At 71.0% G+C, this 18,181-nt stretch carries 17 protein-coding genes and 1 pseudogene; 6 read left to right on the top strand and 12 right to left on the bottom strand.

Translation table 11 applies throughout. The features are described from left to right. Positions 1–30: 30 nt before the first annotated feature. From ACGFIW_RS04655 to ACGFIW_RS04625, 7 genes are all read right to left on the bottom strand, one after another. Positions 31–708 (bottom strand): L-ribulose-5-phosphate 4-epimerase, encoded by a 678-nt coding sequence (locus ACGFIW_RS04655; RefSeq protein ID WP_393310927.1) that lies wholly within the window; start codon positions 706–708, stop codon positions 31–33. Continuing rightward, positions 705–2,387: a ribulokinase gene (gene araB, locus ACGFIW_RS04650; RefSeq protein WP_393310926.1), complete on the bottom strand. Its 1,683-nt coding sequence runs from the start codon at positions 2,385–2,387 to the stop codon at positions 705–707. Before araB ends, ACGFIW_RS04655 begins: the two co-directional genes overlap by 4 nt. Positions 2,388–3,102: 715 nt before the next feature. Beyond that, positions 3,103–3,891: an ABC transporter permease gene (locus ACGFIW_RS04645; protein ID WP_393310925.1), complete on the bottom strand. Its 789-nt coding sequence runs from the start codon at positions 3,889–3,891 to the stop codon at positions 3,103–3,105. Then, complete coding sequence (locus ACGFIW_RS04640; RefSeq protein ID WP_393310924.1) at positions 3,888–4,865, bottom strand: ATP-binding cassette domain-containing protein; 978 nt, start codon at positions 4,863–4,865, stop codon at positions 3,888–3,890. Before ACGFIW_RS04640 ends, ACGFIW_RS04645 begins: the two co-directional genes overlap by 4 nt. A gap of 33 nt (positions 4,866–4,898) precedes the next feature. After that, positions 4,899–5,741, bottom strand: coding sequence for a DUF4097 domain-containing protein (locus tag ACGFIW_RS04635; RefSeq protein ID WP_393310923.1), 843 nt, complete (start codon positions 5,739–5,741; stop codon positions 4,899–4,901). 74 nt (positions 5,742–5,815) lie between these two features. Continuing rightward, a complete protein-coding gene (locus tag ACGFIW_RS04630; protein WP_393310922.1) occupies positions 5,816–6,334 on the bottom strand; it encodes a hypothetical protein in 519 nt (172 codons plus the stop codon). 46 nt (positions 6,335–6,380) lie between these two features. After that, positions 6,381–7,574, bottom strand: a complete 1,194-nt coding sequence (locus tag ACGFIW_RS04625) for an FUSC family protein (protein WP_393310921.1) — start codon at positions 7,572–7,574, stop codon at positions 6,381–6,383. Between the two features lie 299 nt (positions 7,575–7,873). Between ACGFIW_RS04625 and ACGFIW_RS04620 the strand changes: the two genes are divergently transcribed. Further along, positions 7,874–10,102 carry a hypothetical protein gene (locus ACGFIW_RS04620; RefSeq protein WP_393310920.1) on the top strand — a complete coding sequence of 743 codons (2,229 nt, stop codon included), beginning with the start codon at positions 7,874–7,876 and terminating at the stop codon, positions 10,100–10,102. A 91-nt stretch (positions 10,103–10,193) separates the two neighbouring features. Here ACGFIW_RS04620 and ACGFIW_RS04615 read toward each other — a convergent pair whose 3' ends face one another. After that, positions 10,194–10,949: an SDR family oxidoreductase gene (locus ACGFIW_RS04615; RefSeq protein ID WP_393310919.1), complete on the bottom strand. Its 756-nt coding sequence runs from the start codon at positions 10,947–10,949 to the stop codon at positions 10,194–10,196. A 127-nt stretch (positions 10,950–11,076) separates the two neighbouring features. On the opposite strand from ACGFIW_RS04615, the gene ACGFIW_RS04610 reads away from it, so the two are divergent. Next, positions 11,077–11,730, top strand: a complete 654-nt coding sequence (locus ACGFIW_RS04610) for a class I SAM-dependent methyltransferase (RefSeq protein ID WP_393310918.1) — start codon at positions 11,077–11,079, stop codon at positions 11,728–11,730. A 217-nt stretch (positions 11,731–11,947) separates the two neighbouring features. Further along, positions 11,948–13,201, top strand: a complete 1,254-nt coding sequence (locus ACGFIW_RS04605) for an ice-binding family protein (protein WP_393310917.1) — start codon at positions 11,948–11,950, stop codon at positions 13,199–13,201. A gap of 113 nt (positions 13,202–13,314) precedes the next feature. On the opposite strand, the gene ACGFIW_RS04600 is transcribed toward ACGFIW_RS04605, so the two are convergent. From ACGFIW_RS04600 to ACGFIW_RS04585, 4 genes and pseudogenes are all read right to left on the bottom strand, one after another. Further along, positions 13,315–13,554: a hypothetical protein gene (locus tag ACGFIW_RS04600; RefSeq protein ID WP_393310916.1), complete on the bottom strand. Its 240-nt coding sequence runs from the start codon at positions 13,552–13,554 to the stop codon at positions 13,315–13,317. Then, a complete protein-coding gene (locus tag ACGFIW_RS04595) occupies positions 13,547–14,017 on the bottom strand; it encodes an NUDIX domain-containing protein (RefSeq protein WP_393310915.1) in 471 nt (156 codons plus the stop codon). The genes ACGFIW_RS04600 and ACGFIW_RS04595 overlap by 8 nt, the downstream gene beginning before the upstream one ends. Further along, a pseudogene (locus ACGFIW_RS04590) lies at positions 14,014–14,735 on the bottom strand (XRE family transcriptional regulator). The gene ACGFIW_RS04595 and the pseudogene ACGFIW_RS04590 overlap by 4 nt, the downstream one beginning before the upstream one ends. A gap of 253 nt (positions 14,736–14,988) precedes the next feature. Further along, positions 14,989–15,519 carry an adenylate kinase gene (locus tag ACGFIW_RS04585; protein ID WP_393310914.1) on the bottom strand — a complete coding sequence of 177 codons (531 nt, stop codon included), beginning with the start codon at positions 15,517–15,519 and terminating at the stop codon, positions 14,989–14,991. A gap of 97 nt (positions 15,520–15,616) precedes the next feature. Here ACGFIW_RS04585 and ACGFIW_RS04580 point away from each other — a divergent pair, with 97 nt between their 5' ends. Genes ACGFIW_RS04580 through ACGFIW_RS04570 form a run of 3 tightly spaced genes read left to right on the top strand, consistent with a single transcriptional unit; the run spans position 15,617 to position 18,175 of the window. Next, positions 15,617–16,960, top strand: a complete 1,344-nt coding sequence (locus ACGFIW_RS04580; protein WP_393310913.1) for a hypothetical protein — start codon at positions 15,617–15,619, stop codon at positions 16,958–16,960. Further along, complete coding sequence (locus ACGFIW_RS04575; RefSeq protein ID WP_393310912.1) at positions 16,957–17,565, top strand: hypothetical protein; 609 nt, start codon at positions 16,957–16,959, stop codon at positions 17,563–17,565. Before ACGFIW_RS04580 ends, ACGFIW_RS04575 begins: the two co-directional genes overlap by 4 nt. Positions 17,566–17,569: 4 nt before the next feature. Next, complete coding sequence (locus tag ACGFIW_RS04570; protein ID WP_393310911.1) at positions 17,570–18,175, top strand: hypothetical protein; 606 nt, start codon at positions 17,570–17,572, stop codon at positions 18,173–18,175. Positions 18,176–18,181: the final 6 nt, after the last annotated feature.

Raw genomic sequence — 18,181 nt, 5'->3', positions numbered from 1 at the left:
GACCGGCGGGTCGGGTGTGACCGTAGAGGGTCAGGAACCCGCCGGTGGGACTGGTTGTTGACCGTAGACGTTCTGGTAACGGTCGTGGAGGGCGTCGATGTCCGCCGGTGCGATCGGCACCGGCTGCCCGAGTGCGCGGGCCAGGTGCGCCGTGCGAGCCACGTCCTCACACATGACCGCGGCCTTGACCGCCGCGCGGGCGTCCCGGCCGATGGTGAAGACGCCGTGGTTGCGCATCAGCACCGCGGGTGAGCGGTGCCCGGCGAGCGTGCCGACGATGCCCTTGCCGATGTCGTCGCCGCCGATCAGGGCGAACGGACCCACCGGAATCTCCCCGCCGAACTCGTCGGCCTGCGCGGTGAGGTAGCAGGGGATCGACTCCCCCCGCGCGGCCCAGGCGGTGGCGTACGAGCTGTGCGTGTGCACGACCCCACCGACCTCGGGCATGGCCCGGTAGACGTACGCGTGGGCGGCGGTGTCGCTGGACGGGGCGAAATCTCCCTCGACGAGGACACCGTCGAGGTCGCACACCACCATCGTGTCCGCCGACAGGTCGTCGTAGCCCACGCCGCTCGGCTTGATCACCATGAGGTTGCGGCCGGGCACCCGTGCGGAGACGTTGCCGGCCGTCCAGGCCACCAGGCGGTACCGGGTGAGTTCGGAGTGCAGGCGGGCGACCGTCTCGCGCAGCTCGCCGACGGCGGTCATACCACCACTTCCAGCGCGGGCTCGGGTGTGGCCGCTGCGCCCTCGACCGCCGCGTTGCGGATCGCCCGCAGGCGGAGCATGACGTCGTTGCCGCCGCGACCGAAGTGGTCGTGCAGCGTCCGGTACTCGGCGTAGAGGGCGTCGTAGGCGCGCGCCCGCTCGGGGTCCGGGCGGTAGACGGCCTCGTGCACCCGGCCCATCGCCTGCGAGGCCTCGTGGATCGAGGGGAACTCACCGGCGGCGACGGCGGCGTGGATCGCCGAGCCGAGCGCCGGCCCCTGCGCCGAGGCGATGATGTTCAGCGGACGCCTGGTCACGTCGGCGTAGATCTGCATCAGCAGGGCGTTGTTGGTGAGACCGCCGGCGATCACCAGGTCGTTGACGGGGACGCCGGCCTCGACGAACGCCTCGATGATCATCCGCGTGCCGAAGGCGGTGGACTCCAGCAGCGCCCGGTAGATGTCCTGCGGCCGGGTGGCCAGCGTCATGCCGACGATCATCCCGCTGAGGTCGTGGTTGACCAGCAGGGAACGGTTGCCGTTCCACCAGTCCAGGGCGATCAGGCCGTGCGCGCCGACGGGCTGGCTCGCGGCCAGCTCGGTGAGGCGTTCGTGCGAGTCGATGCCGGCCGGGGCGGCGTGCGTGACGAACCAGCCGAAGATGTCGCCGACGCCGCTCTGCCCGGCCTCGTAACCCCACGCGCCGGGGCTGATGCCGCCGTCCACGACCCCGCACATGCCGGCCACCTCGGCGACCTCCGCGCCGTTGACGACGTGGCAGGTCGAGGTGCCCATGATGGCGACGAGCCGACCGGGCTCCACGGCCTGCGCGGACGCGGCGGTGACGTGCGCGTCGACGTTGCCGACGGCCACCGCGATGCCCTCGGGCAGGCCGGTCCACGCCGCCGCCTGGGCGGTGAGCGCGCCGGCCCGGGCACCGAGCGGCAGCAACGGACCGTCCAGCTTGGCCACGAAGTCGCCGAAGTCGGGGTTGAGCGCGGTCAGGAAACCCTCGGACGGATAGTGGCCGTCCTGGAGGATGCCCTTGTATCCGGCGGTGCACACGTTGCGGGTCTCGGTGCCGCAGAGCTGCCAGACGATCCAGTCGGCCGCCTCGACGAAGCGCTCGGCCCGGTCGTAGACCTCCGGGTCCTCCTCCAGGATCTGCAGGCCCTTCGCGAACTGCCACTCGGCGGAGATCTTGCCGCCGTACCGGCCGATCCACGGCTCCGCCCGCTCGTGGGCCAGCGCGTTGATCCGGTCGGCGTGCGGCTGCGCGGCGTGGTGCTTCCACAGCTTGACCCAGGCGTGCGGTCGGTCGCGCAGCTCGGGCGTCTCACACAGCGGGGTGCCGTCGGCGAGCGTCGGCAGCACGGTGCAGGCGGTGAAGTCGATGCCGATGCCGACCACCCTGGCGGGGTCCACCCCCGCGGCGGACACCGCCGCCGGGACGGCGTGCCGCAGCACGTCGCGGTAGTCGTCCGGGTTCTGGAGAGCCCAGTCCGGGGGCAGCGCTCGACCTCCCGGAAGCGTCGTGCTGATGACGCCGTCGCCGTACTCGTGCACCGCGGTCCCCAACTCGGCACCATCACCGACACGGACCACCAGAGCTCGCCCGGACAGGGTGCCGAAGTCGACACCGACGACGTAGCGGTCGCCAGCTCCATCCACACGGTTCATGTTCACCTCCACCGTTAACGGGGATAGTGTTAACGCTCACATCCAGCCTCGTCAAGACATCTAGGCGCAACAGCTCCGTAACGGAACGCGGAAGCCGGGCCGACTCGGGCGCGTCGATAGCGGACCGCGACAAAGCACGTGAATCCGGTGTCGTTCACCGATCGGGCACTCGGGACGAGGGCTACTGCACGGAACGGGCGCCAACCGAATGTCCCGCTACGGGCCGGGCGACGGGTACCGCACCTCCCCCGCCACGGGACGCCCGCCTGCCGGCGGTCACGTGCTGGGCCGGGATGATGTTGGCGATAACATCACCGGGCCGCCGCGCTCCTGTGGTCGAACCTCCGGCACGGCCGCCGGTCGCCGCGATGCCTCCTGAGCGAGCGCCCCGAGGGGCAGCCGGCTCACCACAGGGCCCCGCGACGGGCCGGTGTTATCGATAACATTCGACGTTTGGGTGATGCCTGGGCCGGCCCGCGAGCCCCGCCGGCCGAACGGACGACGCGGCCGCGCTGATCCACTCGCGTTCCTGAAAATCGGGGGGTTCGTAGGCCGAAGACAGGCCGACTTCTTGAAAGCCGAGTCGATCAAGCCCTCCCCGGCCCGCACCACCGCCGGCCCGTACCGCGCGACCTCGACAGCCGGCGGCTCGACCCCCGTGGGCCGAGCCGCCGGCTGTCCGTCGCGATGGCGGGACGTCGAGCGGGTGTCGGGATCAGGTGGCCCGACTGCGGTTGTACAGGGACTTGGCCCAGAAGAAACAGAGCACGCTGATGGCGACGCACCAGGCGACCGCGATGACTCCGTTGGCGCCGATCCCGGTGCCGAGCAGCAGGCCGCGGAGGGTCTCCATGACGGGCGTGAAGGGCTGGTAGTCGGCGAACCACCGCACCGGCGTCGGCATCGAGTCGGTGGGGACGAACCCGCTGCCGAGGAACGGCAGGAGGATCAGCGGCATGGGCAGGTTACTGGCCGTCTCGACACTGTCGCTGACCAGGCCGAGGGCGACGGACAGCCAGGTGAGCGCGAAAGTGATCATGGCGAGGACGCCGATCGCGGCGAGCCACTCGACCGGGTTGGCCGTGGGCCGGAACCCGACCAGCAGCGCCGCGACGGTGACGGCCGCGAGGCTGAGCAGGGTCTGGACCAGGCTGCCCAGCACGTGGCCGGTGAGCACCGACGGTCGGAAGATCGCCATCGTCCGGAAGCGGGCGATGATCCCCTCGGTCATGTCCATCGCCACCGAGATGGCGGTGCCCTGCGCCGCGCTGACCACCGTGATGAGCAGGATCCCGGGGGTGACGTAGTTGGCGTACTCGGAGCGGTCGCCGGACGGGCCGAGGCCGGCGCCGAGCGTGCCACCGAAGACGTAGACGAAGAGCAGCAGGATGACGATCGGGATGCCGATGAGCAGGAACGTCATCGACGGGTACCGCCGCATGTGCAGGAGGTTGCGCCGCAACATGGTGCCCGAGTCGCGGACGGCGAGGGAGACGGTGCTCATCGCGCGGTAGCCCTTTCCTGGTCGGGTCGGACGGCCCGGGAGTCGGGCTGGCCGGTGAGGGTGAGGAAGACGTCGTCGAGATCGGGGGTGTGCACGGAGAGCCCGGCCACGCTGATCGAGGCCCCGTCGAGCTGGTCGAGCAGCGAGCGCAGCGACCCGACTCCGCCGTCGCTCGGCACCTGGAGGGTGAGCGCCGCGTCGTCGCGGGTCCCGGCCTCGAACGTCCGGGCCGCCGAGTCGAGCCCGTCCTGGTCGGCGAACTGCAACACCACGTGGCCGCCCGGGATGAGCCGCTTGAGTTCGCGCGGGGTGCCCTCGGCGATCAGCCGGCCGTGGTCGAGGAATGCGACGCGGTCGGCGAGCTGGTCGGCCTCCTCCAGGTACTGGGTGGTGAGCAGGATGGTGACGCCCTCGGCGACGAGAGCACGGATGATGTGCCACATGGCCCGGCGGCTGCGCGGGTCGAGGCCGGTGGTCGGCTCGTCGAGGAAGATCACGCGGGGCGCGCCGACCAGGGTCATCGCGAGGTCGAGCCGCCGCCGCATCCCGCCCGAGTACGTCGACACCGGCTTGCCCGCCGCGTCGGTCAGGTCGAACTGGTCGAGCAGCTCGGCGATCCGTCGCCGACCGGCGTCCCGGTCCAGGTGACACAGGTCGGCCATCAGGTTGAGGTTCTCCCGACCGGTGAGCAGGTTGTCGACGGCGGAGAACTGGCCGGTGACGCCGATCAGTTCGCGTACCGCGTCGGGCTCGCGGGTCAGGTCGCGGCCGAAGACGCGGGCGTTGCCGCCGTCGGCGTTGATCAGGGTGGAGAGGATCTGCACAGTGGTGGTCTTGCCGGCACCGTTGGGGCCGAGCAGCGCGAAGATCGTTCCCTCGGTGATCATGAGGTCGATGCCGTCCAGCACGACCTTGTCGCCGTAGGACTTCCGCAGGTCGGTGGCGACGATCGCGGGCTTCGTGGAGCTGGTCATGGTCTCCTCTTTTGCGGTCGCGGTGGGGGTGGATCAGGCGCGGCGGATCATGATGTCGCCGTAGGCGGTGTTCGCCCGGACCTCGACGGTCTCGTCGGTCTGCGCGGGGCCGTCGGTCGTCTCCAGGGCGTTGTGCACACGGCCGTGCTTGGAACTGACGTCGAGCCAGGCCGCGGTTCCGCGACGGATGCCGACCTCGATGGCCCCGTACGAGGTGTTCAGCTCGATCGCCCCCCGGACGACCTCGCCCAGCCGGACGTTGCCGTAGGCGGTGCGTGCCGTCACCGAGGCCATCGGCGTGTCGAGGGTGATGTCGCCGTACGCGGTGTTGACCCGGACGTCGCCGCCACTGCGGCCGATCCAGCAGTCACCGGAGGAATTCTTGATCTCGGCGGGGCCGTCGACCGCGCCGATGCGCACCTTGCCGGACGAGACCTTCACCCGGGCCGAGCCCGCGACCCGCTCCACCGCGACCTCGCCGTGACTGCTGTCGATGTCCAGCGGCCCGGTCTCGTCGAGCCGGATCCCACTCCCGGTCCTGATGTGACACGCACCGAGCCGACCCTCGCAGCGGAACGCCGCCCAGGACGACTGCGCGTGCACTCGCGACCCGGCCGGCAACTCGATCAGGACGTCGACCGAGGGCCCGGGGCCGAAGCCGTAGCGACGCCAGCTCTTCGACACCCTGATCAGCAGTTGTCCCGCGGCGTACTCGACGGTGGTCTGTTCCGCGGCGCTCACGTCGGCCCTGCTGGACGGGTCGCGGGGCCGCACCGTCACCACCGTGTCGGTGCGGTCGGTCGCGCTGATCCAGACATCCCCGACGGGCAACTCGATCTGGACGGCGATGGGCTCTGGCGTGTCGAAAACAGGCATGGTGGTCTCCCGAAGGGTGGTCGGCGAATGTCGCCGCTGGTCAGCGGCGTGAGAAAAGGAGGGGGTACGGAGAGTTAGCGAGCCCAGCCGGTGACGTGCTGGCCGGAGCGCGGCTCCGCCCGGCGGGGTGCACGACGTTCCGTGTCACCGGCACCGATGGCACCTGCGACAGCGCGCACCAGCCAGGCGTTGACCGAGAGCCCGGCACGCCCGGCGGCCTCCTCGACGCTGGCCTTGAGGTGGTCGGGGAGCCGAAGGTTGATCCGCGAGGTGCCGCCGTCCTCGCCGTCGGGCGCGGGCGCGGACAGCGTCGGTGGGCCGCTGGCCGCACCCACCTCGTCGACGGGTGGGCTGGCCGGTGTCACCACGAAGTCCGGCTCGCGCCCCCGCAGGCGGACGTGCACCGAGCCGGGGGCGAGGTCGCGGGTGATCTCGTCGGCGGCGTCGGAGAGCGCTTCGAGCAACGTGAGCCGGGTCGCCGCCTCCAGTTGGGCGAAGAGCCGTTCGGCCAGCACCCGGGCCTCGGGATCGACGCCCTCCGCCGCAACAGCGAACTCGTCTCGCAGGTTCTCAACGTATGACCTCAACTCCATGGCACCATCATGGCACCACTTTGGCTCAAAGTGCAACAGGCATGGCTCATGACGATGCCAAACGGTTGGTGCCACTGCGGGAAGCGGACGCTTCCAGGCCACCGAAAGTGCCCCGGACCAGGTGGTTCGCCTCCCCCTGCGTCAACCCGGTGGCCACCAGCAGATCGCTGACAGTCGTCCGAACCTGTGCCACCACCACCGCACCGGAGAAGCCGACTCCCTCCCGGTAGGCACGACCGGCCGTCCGAACCGCCCGCAGCGCCTGCTCGCGCGCACGGTTCGGCTCAGCACCGGCGGCGAACTGCCGCTTGAGCAACCGGACGGCGTCGGCGAGATCGGCCACCGCCTGCGGCAGCGCTTCCGGGACCGGTTCGCCGTCCTCGATCAGCGTCACCGATCGCCGGATGAGGGTTCCGCTGTTGCGCATCGCCCGGTCGACCGGCTCCGCCGCCTGCGCGTACCGGCCCACCGGCCCGTGCCGCTCGCGCCAGTGCACCGGTGACAGGGTGCTGGCCTCCCGCGCGCCCTGGGTCGCCTCGACGAACGCCTGCAACTGGCCCTTGTTCTGCCGCAGCGCGCTGCGGGCGGCACGGGCACGGGCGGCGTCACGCGCGGCCAGCGCGTCGGCGGTCGCGCCGAGTTGGGCCCCGAGGAGATCCAACACCGGCCGCGCGGCCCGGTTGAGCACCCGCAGCGGGTTCAGCGGCAGCAGCACGGCGGTGACCAGCAGCGCCAGACCTCCCCCGACCAGCGCGTCCACGAACCGAGGGATCTCCAGGTCACGAACGGACGGACTGAGCGTGGTGATGAGCACCGCCGTCGCCCCGGCCTGGATCACCACCGCCGCACTGCCGGCGAGGAACAACGCGACGACGATGGCGAGCACGACAATCAGGACGAGTTGCCACCAGCCGGTGCCGATCACCAGGAGCAGCAGATCGCCGATCAGCACCCCGACGGTGACACCGATGATCAGCTCGACGGTGCGGCGGAGGCGTTGGCCGACGGACGCGGCGAGAGTCGAGACCGCGGAGATCGGCGCGAAGACCGGCTGCGACACCTGCAACAGGTCGTGCGCCACGAACCACGCCAGCGCCGCGGCCAGCCCGGCCTGCACCGCGAGCCCGCCGATCGCCCGTACCCGACGGAACCGCTCGCGCAGCGTGGCCATCGTGCGGTCCCACAGTCGGACCACGAGCGGAGCGCGCCGGTCCGCTCCGTGCCGACCGGCAGCGACCATGGCGGCACCTACCCCGCCAGGGCCCGATCAATCCCCACGCCCGCGCGCGTCGGCCAGCCGACGACCGCGCGAACGGGGCCGCACCACCACGGCGATCCTCCCGGGGTACGCCGGACCCGTCGCGCCTCCCGGGGTACGCCGGGCCCGTCGCGATTGAGGTCGTCCGCTTCGGGTAGACCGCGCTCTGCCGCCGTCCGGGTGGTGGCCCCGGCCACGGTGCTGGCGAGGGCTGGCCTCGGATGGATCGAGTCAGAGGGCTGCCGAGACGCCGCGGGGGGACGTCGGATGGATCAGCGCGGTTGAGCGGGCCGGACCTCTCCGGCGACGTCGTGGAGCTGCGGGTGCACGGAGTCTCCGGCGCGAACGCCGAAGAGGTGCTGGACCTGGGGCAGACCGCGCAGGTGGCGGGCGACCGCAGCGGCGGCTTCTACCGGCAACGCCCCCGGTGTTCGGGCAACGCCGGTGCCCCCGGGGTGACGCTGGAGGCGTACCGCTGGGGTGACCTGCCCTCCGGGACGGTGACCCGCGCCCTGGGGCTGGTCTTCCTCCTGCCGTTCATGCTCGTCAACGTGGCGATCTGGATGCGCCCCGCGAACTCCGGTTCCGAGGCGATGGTCAGGTCGCTGTGCCGGCTGCTGGCGCTCACGCTCACCGCGCTCTACGTGCTCGCCATCGCCGGCGTCGCCCTGGACCTCGTCGGCTGGAAGTGTCTGAACTCGTCGAACTGCCTCGACGGGCGTAGCTGGCTGTCCTGGTTGAGCGGGCGGCCGGTCGGGCTCCGACTGGCGGTGCTCGCGCTGGTCCCGGCCACCGCGATCGGCCTGATCTGGCGGATCAGCAACCGCCCGGGACGAACGTTCGAGGCGTTCCGCGCACCCGAGCAGGTCTCCGGGCATCGGCTCGGCGAGGTCGGTCAGTGGGACGCCGAGCCGCTGGTCGGCCGACTGCGCTCGATCCACGTCGCCGCCGCGTTCGCGACGCTGGACCTCACCCTGCTCCTGGCCCGGGTCGCCACCGGTGCCACCGCCACCGGCGTCGCCCTGACGGTGGCCACCGCGGTGGTCCTGGCCGCCTGCGTGGGATCGCTCTGCACTCCCCCGTTGATCGACCGGGCTGCCACCGATCGGCGACTCGACGGCATCACCAACGCGGTGCGGACCGCCGCCATCGCCCTGACCGTCCTCGTGCTGGCCCACGTGCTGGCCAGCCCGCAACCATGGGACGAAAGCCACGGACTGCCCGGCTACGACACGACCCTGGCCGGGCTCTTCGTCGCCCAGACGACCCTGCTGACCGCCCTGGGCGCGGTGCTGCTGAGGCGCCGCGACCGGCGCCGAGGGGCCACGCCGCTGTTCGGGCTGGGCGCGCTCGCGATCGCGGCGGCCGGGATCAGCGTGGCGGTGGCGTACTCCGCGGCGTTGGTCTACCGGGCGGCGGATTTCCTCGACCGTGACCTGCCGACCGGTGCGGGCATCGCCGCCGGCCCGCCCCGCGCGTACACCTGGGTGATCTTCGGCTTCCTCCGGGCGGTGCTGATCACGCTGACCGTCGCCGGTCTGGTCATCGTGCTCACCCGCCGTCGCCGTCGGCGCGACGCCGCGGCGATCGTCGCGCGCGACCACCCGAACCCGCCGGCCCAGGTCCGGCCCCGACTCCGGCAGGTCCGGGACGCGATAGCTCGGGCCCGGTTCACCGAGAAACTGGTGTCGCTGGCGGTGCTCTTCGGCTGCCTCGCCGGGCTCGCCACGGCCACCACCACCATCGGCCTGCTGGGAGAGTTCCCGAGCGACGTCGTCGAGAGAAACATCGGGTTGCCGGCGGAGGCGGTCACCTTCAGCATCGCGTTCGGCAGTTGGTTGATCGCCGCGATCATCATCGGCCTGGTCGTCGGCAGTGTCTTCGCCTACCGGACCATCCCGTTCCGGCGGCATGTCGGCGTTCTCTGGGACCTCGGCACCTTCTGGCCCCGAGCCGCCCATCCCTTCGCGCCGCCGTGTTACGCCGAACGGGCCGTACCGGAGCTGACCCGCCGCGTCACGTACCTCGTCGAGAGCGGCCATCCGGTGCTGCTCACCGGGCACAGCCACGGCTCGGTCCTGCTCGCCGCGACGGTGCTCCAGTTGCCGCCGGAGGTCGGCTGTCGCGTCGCCCTGCTCACCCACGGGTCGCCGTTGCGTCGCCTCTACGCGCGACTCTTCCCCGCCTACATCGACGATGCGGCGCTGCACGACATCGGCCGTCGGGTTGGTTGGCGCTGGGTGAACCTGTGGCGGGACACCGATCCCATCGGCGGCTGGGTCTTCTCCGCCCACCGGTCACCCCCGGGGGCCACGGAGGGCGACCCGGCGGACGCCGTGGATCGCCGACAACGCGATCCCCGCGACGTGGTCACGCCGGCCGGCGACAGCGTTCCCCCACCCATCCACGGCCACTGGCCGGACGAGGCGGACGAGGCGTTCACCGAGGCGGTACGGGAGCTGGTGCAGCGCCTCGGCGGGCCGGCCAACCCACCCGTGGCACCCGGGTAGCCGGCCGGGCCATGTGGCGCGGGCACCCGCGCGGGGCCATGTGGCGCGGGCACCCGCGCAGGGCCATCTGGCGCGGGCCACCCGCGCAGGGTCACGTGGCGCGGGCCGACCGCGCACGCCATTCGTCGAGACGCGTAGCGGCGATGCGGGCGCCGTCGGCGGGGACGAGCGAACGCTCGCCCAGCCTGGCGCCGAAATACCTGGCGCCGGGGTCGGCCACCACCGACCGGGGATCCTGCTGGGACGCGAGGATGGATCGGCCCAGCTCGTCGAGGCGGAACTGCTCCGGGCCAGCGACCTCGACCACCGCGTTGGTGGGCATACCGACCACGACGTCGGCGACCGCGGCCGCGACGTCGTCCGCCGCCATCGGCTGGATGAGCACCGGCGCGAGATGCACGGTGTCGCCGTCCGTGGCGGCGTCGATGATCCCCTGGAGAAATTCGAAGAACTGCGTGGCGTGCACCACGGAGTACGGGATTCCGGCCGCGACGATGAGCTTCTCCTGGGCGACCTTCGCCCGCATGTAGCCGCTGTCCGGGATCCGGTCGCACCCGACGATCGAGAGCGCCGCGTAGTGGCCCACTCCGGCATCCGACGCGGCGGCGAGAAGCGTCCGGGTGGATGTCTCGAAGAACTCCAGCACGGCGGTGTCCTCGAACGACGGCGAGTTCGACACGTCGACGACGACGTCCGCGCCGGCGAGCGCCCCGGCGACCCCGTCGCCGGTCAGGGTGTTGACGCCGGTCTTCGGAGAGGCGGGCACCGCTTCGTGCCCCCGGGCACCGAGACTGTCCACGAGCTTGGAGCCGATGAGGCCACTGCCACCGATGACGACGATCTTCATGGTCGAACCACGTCCTGTCTGCGCGGGATGGGTCGCTGCCACACCAGTAAGACGGAAACCGTGCGCCGATGCAGCACAATCGCCTGAGAACAGGTCGACGAGGACCCCGCATACCCTGGAGGTCGACATGGCCGTGGTGTCCCACCCGGTGTTCGCCCGGGTGTACGAACGGCTCAGCGTCGCCATGGACCGCGCCGGCACGGCGGAGTTCCGACGGGACCTGGTCGCCGGCCTCTCCGGCCGGGTGATCGAGATCGGCGCGGGCAACGGCAGGATGTTCGCCCACTATCCGCCCGGGGTGACCGAGGTCGTCGCGGTCGAGCCAGAGCGTCGTCTGCGCGCCGCCGCCGAGCGGGCGGCACCGGGCGCGCCGGTGCCGGTCACGGTCGTCGACGGTCTGGCGGAGGCCCTGCCCGCAGAGGCCGGCGAGTTCGACGCGGCGGTCGTCGCGCTGGTGTTGTGCACCGTACCGGATCAGGCGGGCGCGCTCGCGGAGGTCAGTCGGGTGCTGCGCCCCGGCGGCCAGTTGCGCTTCTTCGAGCACGTCGCCGCCGAGGAGCACAGCGGTCTGCACCGAGCCCAGCGGCTGCTCGACGCGACACTGTGGCCGAAGCTGTTCGGTGGCTGCCGCACCAACCGCGACACCGTCGCCGCCATCACCGCCGAAGGGTTCGTGATCGAGGAACTGCGCCGGTTCCGTTTCCCGGCCACCAGCAACGGCCCGTCCTCACCCTGCGTGCTCGGCCGAGCGATCAGACCGCCGGTGGCGCACCAGCCCTGAGCCGGGTGGCCAGTCGATCACTGATGCGGTACAGAGCAATGTGAAGGTGAATGCGTATTGCGCTCCCACAATGCACCTATTATCCCGTTTCGTGGGTTTCGGCGGCTCTGACGTGATGTGGTGGTCACCGCACTTCGTCAGTGCCGTCCAGGCCGTTTGACGCAGGTCTTGGCTTTACCGAGCCCTCCTGCGAAGTAATACCCACGGAGGGTGTTCTGTGACAGCAAAACCCCATCACCATCGTCTCCGCCGAGGGCTCCTGGCGGCGCTCGCGGCATCCGCAGCCGCCGCCGTCGCCGTCAGTTTCCTGCTGCTCGGCTCGACGCCGGCCAGCGCCGCCGACGCACCGGTAAATCTGGGAACAGCGGGCAACTTCTCCGTCCTCGCCGGAGCCGAGCCGACAAACACCGGCCCGAGCTTCCTGGGGCAGAGCCTCGGACGATTCCCCGGAAACACCGCGTCGGGCTTCGGAACGGCAACCATCGGCGGTGAGGTCCACCTCGGCGACGCGGTCGCTCTCCAGGCCCAGAGCGATCTGACCATCGCCTTCAACGACGCCGCCGGGCGGACACCGTTCACCAACCTGCCTGCGGAACTCGGTGGCAACACGCTCAACCCCGGCGTCTACCGGATCGGGGCCGCACAACTGACCGGGGCGTTGACGCTGAACGGCCAGGGCGACCCGGCGGCCGTGTTCATCTTCCAGATCGACTCCTCGCTGACGACGGCGTCGAACAGCAGCGTCGTTCTGATCAACGGCGCCTCGGCCTGCAACGTCTTCTGGAAGATCGGCAGCTCGGCGACGATCGGCACGGGAACCACCTTCGTGGGCACCATCATGGCCCAGGCGGCGATCACGATGGCCACCGGCGCGACCCTCCAGGGCCGCGCACTGGCGCGAACCGCCGCCGTCACTCTCGACACCAACGTCATCACGGCACCGGTGTGCGCCGGCCCCACCGGTCCACCCGGGCCGTCCGGACCGCCCGGCCCGTCTGGCCCGCCCGGCAGCCCCGGCGCACCCGGCAGCCCCGGCGCACCCGGCAGCCCCGGCGCACCCGGCAGCCCCGGCGCACCCGGCAGCCCCGGAGCACCCGGTAGCCCCGGAGCACCTGGCAGCCCGGGAGCACCCGGAGCACCCGGTAGCCCCGGCGCACCCGGAGCACCCGGCGCACCCGGCAGTCCAGGAGCGCCCGGCAGTCCAGGAGCGCCCGGCAGCCCCGGAGCACCCGGACCGCAGGGCGCACCCGGCAGCCCGGGAGCACCCGGCAGCCCGGGAGCACCCGGCAGCCCTGGAGCACCCGGCAGCCCTGGAGCACCCGGCGCACCCGGTAGCCCCGGGGGCAGGGGTCCCATCTTGCCGGTCACCGGCGGTGGCACGGTTCCGGCCCTGACGGGCATCGGAGGTGCGCTGGTCGTGCTGGGGGCGTTCGCGTTCCTCCTGGCCCGACGTCGTAGCCAGGAGTCCTGATCGGTGGCCCGGCCGGTGACCTGCCGGCCGGGCCCCTTCAACACTGACCAACATGGGCACCGTCGGCCCATCCCCCTACCGGGGATGGGCCGACGTGTGGCGCAGGGGCCGGGTCAGTTGGTCAGCCCCAGCTTCCGCAGGGCGTCGTCCTCTCGTTTGTGCGAAAGGTAGAGCAGGATCTGCGTCCGGTCCTCCCCCAGCCGCACGACACATGTCTGCGCGAACCGCGCGCTGCCGGCCTCGCCGCCGGGCGGTGCGAAGTCCAACGTCCACCGGGTGGGGACGAGGACGTACCCCCGTGCGAGGTCACGCGCCCACCTGTGCGGCGCTCCGAGGCCGATCGGCCTATCCAAGGTGAAGGATGTCGCGGCCTTCGGCGTGGTGGCGGAGGCGCAGGCGGACGGTGTCGTGGATGGGGATGCCGTCGAACTCAGCGGGGTGGATGAAGCGGACCTCGGTGGACTCGTCGCTGATGGCCAGCGTGCCGCCGGTGACTCGGGCCCGGTAGGTCACCGTGAACTCCTGGCGAACCTCACCATCGGCGTACGCGATGACGTGCGCGGGGTCGGTGTAGATGCCGAGCAGGCCGGTGATCTCGATGTCGGGGCCGGTCTCTTCCTTGACCTCGCGGATGGCGCACTGCTGGAGAGTTTCGCCGATGTCCATGGCGCCGCCGGGAAGCGACCAGTTGCCGGAGTCCGTACGCCGTTGCAGCAGGACGTGGCCGTGGTCGTCGGTAATGACGGCGGCGGCGGGGACGAGGCTGTTGGCGGCGGGGGCGTCGGAGTCGTGGTAGTAGTCGCGCCGGCCGGTCACCGGGTCACCTCCGGATAGCTGGTGGTGGTTTGCCAGATCTGTTCGAACTGGTCGGCGTGGGCGGCGAAGATGCCGTGCGGGGAGAGTTCGCGCAGGTGCAGGGCGGGGTGTTGGTAGCCGCGAGCGCGGTACAGGTGTGGGGTGACGATCATCTGGTGGTCGAACCGGAACACCGAGTTGTACAGGTGCACGGTGTGCAGGCCGATCTCCACCCCTGGCACATCGTGGAGTGGTTCGCAGAAGTTGAGGGCGTTGCGGATCCGGCCGGGGAGGGTGCCGCCGATCTGTTCGAGGGCGTCGCGCTCGCCGACGTGCGGGCAGTCCGGGTCGGCGAACGCGAGCCGCACGCGAGCACCATCGGCGGCCTTGTCGCTGATGAGTTGCATCGTGTTGGGCAGCAGCTCCAGGAGGAACGGGTAGGCGTAACCGAGTAGGTCGATCCGGGTGGTGGCACCGCTGAGCCGAGCGGCCCAGACATGGTGGGGACGTCGGCGCGGTGGGCGTAGGCGGCGACGACCTCGGCGGTGGCTTCCGCGCCGGGTGCCTGGTCGGGGCGGGTCTGGGGCCACAGGTCCGCTTCGGTTTCGCCGAGGGCGTCGGCGACGGCGAGGCAGGTGCGTTGGTGGGGGACGCGGCCGGTGAGCCACCGGGTAACGGATTTGACGTCGACACCGACGGCCGTGGCGAGGGCTGCCGGGTCGAGGTGGGCGCCGAGCATGGCCGCGCGGAGGCGGTGACTCATACCGTCCCACGGTAGTGGACACGGCGGGACGCATCAGGGTCGTGGAAGTGTCCGACTTGGTGTCCGTTGGGACGTTGGGGTGCCCGGGGCTGGGTGCGGGGCGGCGTGGCTGTGTCGGACCCGCAAGCGGCAGCTCGTGGCGGAGTTCGCCGGTGCGCGGATGGCGAGGCTGACGCGCCCACAGGCTCTCCGTCGATCTGCTGAACGGGGGGACCTGTCTGAGCGGCCGTCACCGGGTTGGCAGGCCCGCCACCCAGTCGTCCAGGGCGGCCGGGCTGGTGAACAGCAGCACGGGCGGCCCGGCCGGATCGGCCTGCCAGGCCCGCATTCGCCGCCGTTCCCGGCCGAACGCGCTGACGTGCCAGACCAGGATCGAGTCCGCGGACAGCACACTGCCCAGTGATTCGCGGTTTCCGTTGCAGATCACCTCGCCGGAGCCCACGCGGCGCAGGGTACGACGCAGCAACCGCCAGAACGAACGCCACCACGGGTAGTCCAGGGCCACCACCAGGTCGGCACGAGCCAGCGGCACGTCCCGCCAGCCGTGGTACGCGCCGTCGAGGATCCAGGTGTCCCGGCGGCAGACCTCCTCGATCCGGGTGCGCTGCTGGGCGACCGGCACCTCGACCCACCCCGGCAGCCACAGCAGGTCGTCCACCGGATACCACGGCAGCCGGAGTCGCTCGGCCAGGCGCACGGCGAGAGTGGACTTGCCCGCGCCGTGCACCCCGTAGATCAGGATGCGACGCGGTGCGGTCATCGCGGCAGCGTACGCCGTCGACGCTACGTAGTCGGGTGGACCAACCTACGTAGTGACTACCGACGATTGCCGGCCGGCTGGCCGGTGCAATGGACACATGACGAACAACGAGGCCGCGAAGGCCAGCAACCCGGACAGCGCCGAGGCGATCGCCCGGCCCACCAGCCCACCGAGCACACCGCCGCAGCGGACCACCCCGGACGACGCGCCCGCCAGGGCGGACACCGCCGCTCCGGTGCCGCCGCCGGTCCGCGCACCCGAGCAGTCCCGGCAGACCGAGCAGGCGCAGCGCGCCGAGGGTCCGCCCGCCACGTCCGCTCCGGTCGTCAAGGGTGACGCCGAGGCGGCACCGACGACGCCGACCCCGGCGCCGCCGACCACCATCACCGCCGACACGGTGGCCGCGCGGGCCGTCGTGCTCGACGGCGCCGACAACGCCCTGGTGCTCACCAACTTCACGACCCGCGCGTACACGATCGGGATGAACGGCGGCACCAGCACCATCAGCCTGGCGAACGACAAGCGCGCGTACACCACGATCCTGGACGGGCAGAACGGCAACCTGTGGGCGGCCAACAACGTCAACAGCCGCAGCCTCAGCGCGAACCAGGTCGACCTGGACGGGCCCAACAACCACGTCAAGTTCTGCCACAGCAAGACCCGCACCTACACCGTCGGCATTGACGGTGAGAAGAGTTCGATGGCGTTCGCGCACCCGGACACCCGGCAGTACAAGCTGCTGCTCAACGGCACGACCGGTGACCTGTGGGCGGCCAACAACCTGAACAGCCCCAGCGTCACCGCGACGAACATGTCCGCGACGAACACGGTCAGCTCGAAGATCGTCGCGGCGAACCAGGTCGACCTGGACGGCACGAACAACCACATCAAGTTCTGCCACAGCAAGACGCGCACCTACACCGTCGCGATCAACGGCGACCAGAGTTCGATGGCCTTCGCCAACCCGGACACCCGGGCGTACACAGTGGTCATCGACGGTGTGCACGGCGACATCTCGCTCAGCAACGCGGACCTGGCCGAGGAGTTCGACGTCGCCGGCGCTCACCTGACCGCGGCGATTCCCGGCGCCGTGCTGGTGATCGGCGAGACCGGTGCGCTGGAGTTGGCCGACAAGCCGTACGACAGCGCGGTGGCCGGCGTGGTCTCCGGAGCGGGCAGCTTCGCCCCGGCGATGGTGCTGGACCGGCAGCCGGACAGCGACAGGCGTCGGCCGCTGGCCCTGGCCGGCAAGGTGTACTGCCTGGTCGACGCGACGCACGGAGCGGTGCGCCCCGGTGACCTGCTGACCACCTCCCCCACCCGGGGGCACGCCATGCGGGTGGCCGACCCGTTCAAGGCGGTCGGGGCGATCCTGGGCAAGGCACTGGGTCCGCTGCCGACCGGTCGGGCGCTGGTGCCGATCCTGGTGACCACGTCATGACCAGCCTGCGTGAGGCGGCCGGGAAGTACCTGCGGTTCGAGGCGCCGATGACGATGCGGGAGGTCGGCGGCGAGATCGGCCACCCCACCGGTTCCAGCCGACGGATGCTTGTCCAACTGGAGCAGACGTCCAGTGAGTGGTTCTCCGGCAGCCTGCTCCCCTCCAGCGTGAAGGGCAGCGCGTGGCTGCGGTTGTTCAGCGACGGCCACTACATGTTCGAGGGCCACGTGCACGAGAACGGCGCGGTCTCGCACAGTTGGTCGTTCGTGGCCACGCCGGCCTTCGTGGACGCCGACGGCAACGCCTTCGTCTTCTCCGCCAGCGGCAAGGTGTCGGACAACAGCAGCAGTGACGACTTCTCCGAGCTGGGCCAGGATCCGCGGATCGGGCAGTACTGGGATCAGCTCAACAACGCCACGGTGAACTTCCGGCTGAGCGTGACGATGAACGTCGGGCAGTTGATCGGCAACATCCTGAAGTGGATTCCGCTGGTCATCGTGGGTGCGGTGGTCGCCGGGTGGGTCGCGTTCTTCGGTCAGCCGGGCAAGGTCCACGCCTACAAGGACGAGAACGGCACCGTGCACATGTGGAAGTCGAGGGAGTGACGCCATGACCAGCGTCCGTACGGCCGCGACCCGGTACCTCGACATCCGGGCGCCGCTGACCCTGCGGCAGGTCGGGGCGCAGGTCGGTCACCCGGGCGGGTCGACCCGGACGACCATGGACCGGCTGGAGCAGGAGTGGAGCAACACGTTCTCCGGCAGCCTGTTGCCCTCCAGCGTCAAGGGCACCGCGTGGCTGCGGATGGCCAGCGACGGTCACTACTGGTTCCAGGGGCACGTCCACGAGAACGGTCTGCTCAGCCACAGCTGGAGTTTCGCCGCCGCACCGAACGTGGTGCACCAGAACAGGGACGTTTTCGTGGCCGTCGCGAGCGGTCGGGTGACCGACGAGCACAGCAGCGACGACTTCAGCGTCACCGGCCACGACCCGCGCATCGCCGAGCTGTGGGAGCAGATCCGGTACGCGCCTGTCACGTTCCGGTTGGACGTCACGGCCAACTTCGCGGAGTTGGCCAAGAAGGTGGGCATGGGGATCCTGACCGCCTTCGGGTTGACCGTCCTGGTCGGCACGATCAACGTTCTCGGCGCCAAGGGGGCCGAGTGTCACGAGGACTCCAACGGGCAGGTCACCTGCTACACGAAGAACACCTAGGGCCTG

This window comes from Micromonospora sp. NPDC048935, assembly GCF_043197875.1.
GTDB lineage: Bacteria > Actinomycetota > Actinomycetes > Mycobacteriales > Micromonosporaceae > Micromonospora.
The sequence above is the reverse complement of the archived record's forward strand: the minus strand, read 5'-3'. Positions and strand labels throughout refer to the sequence as shown.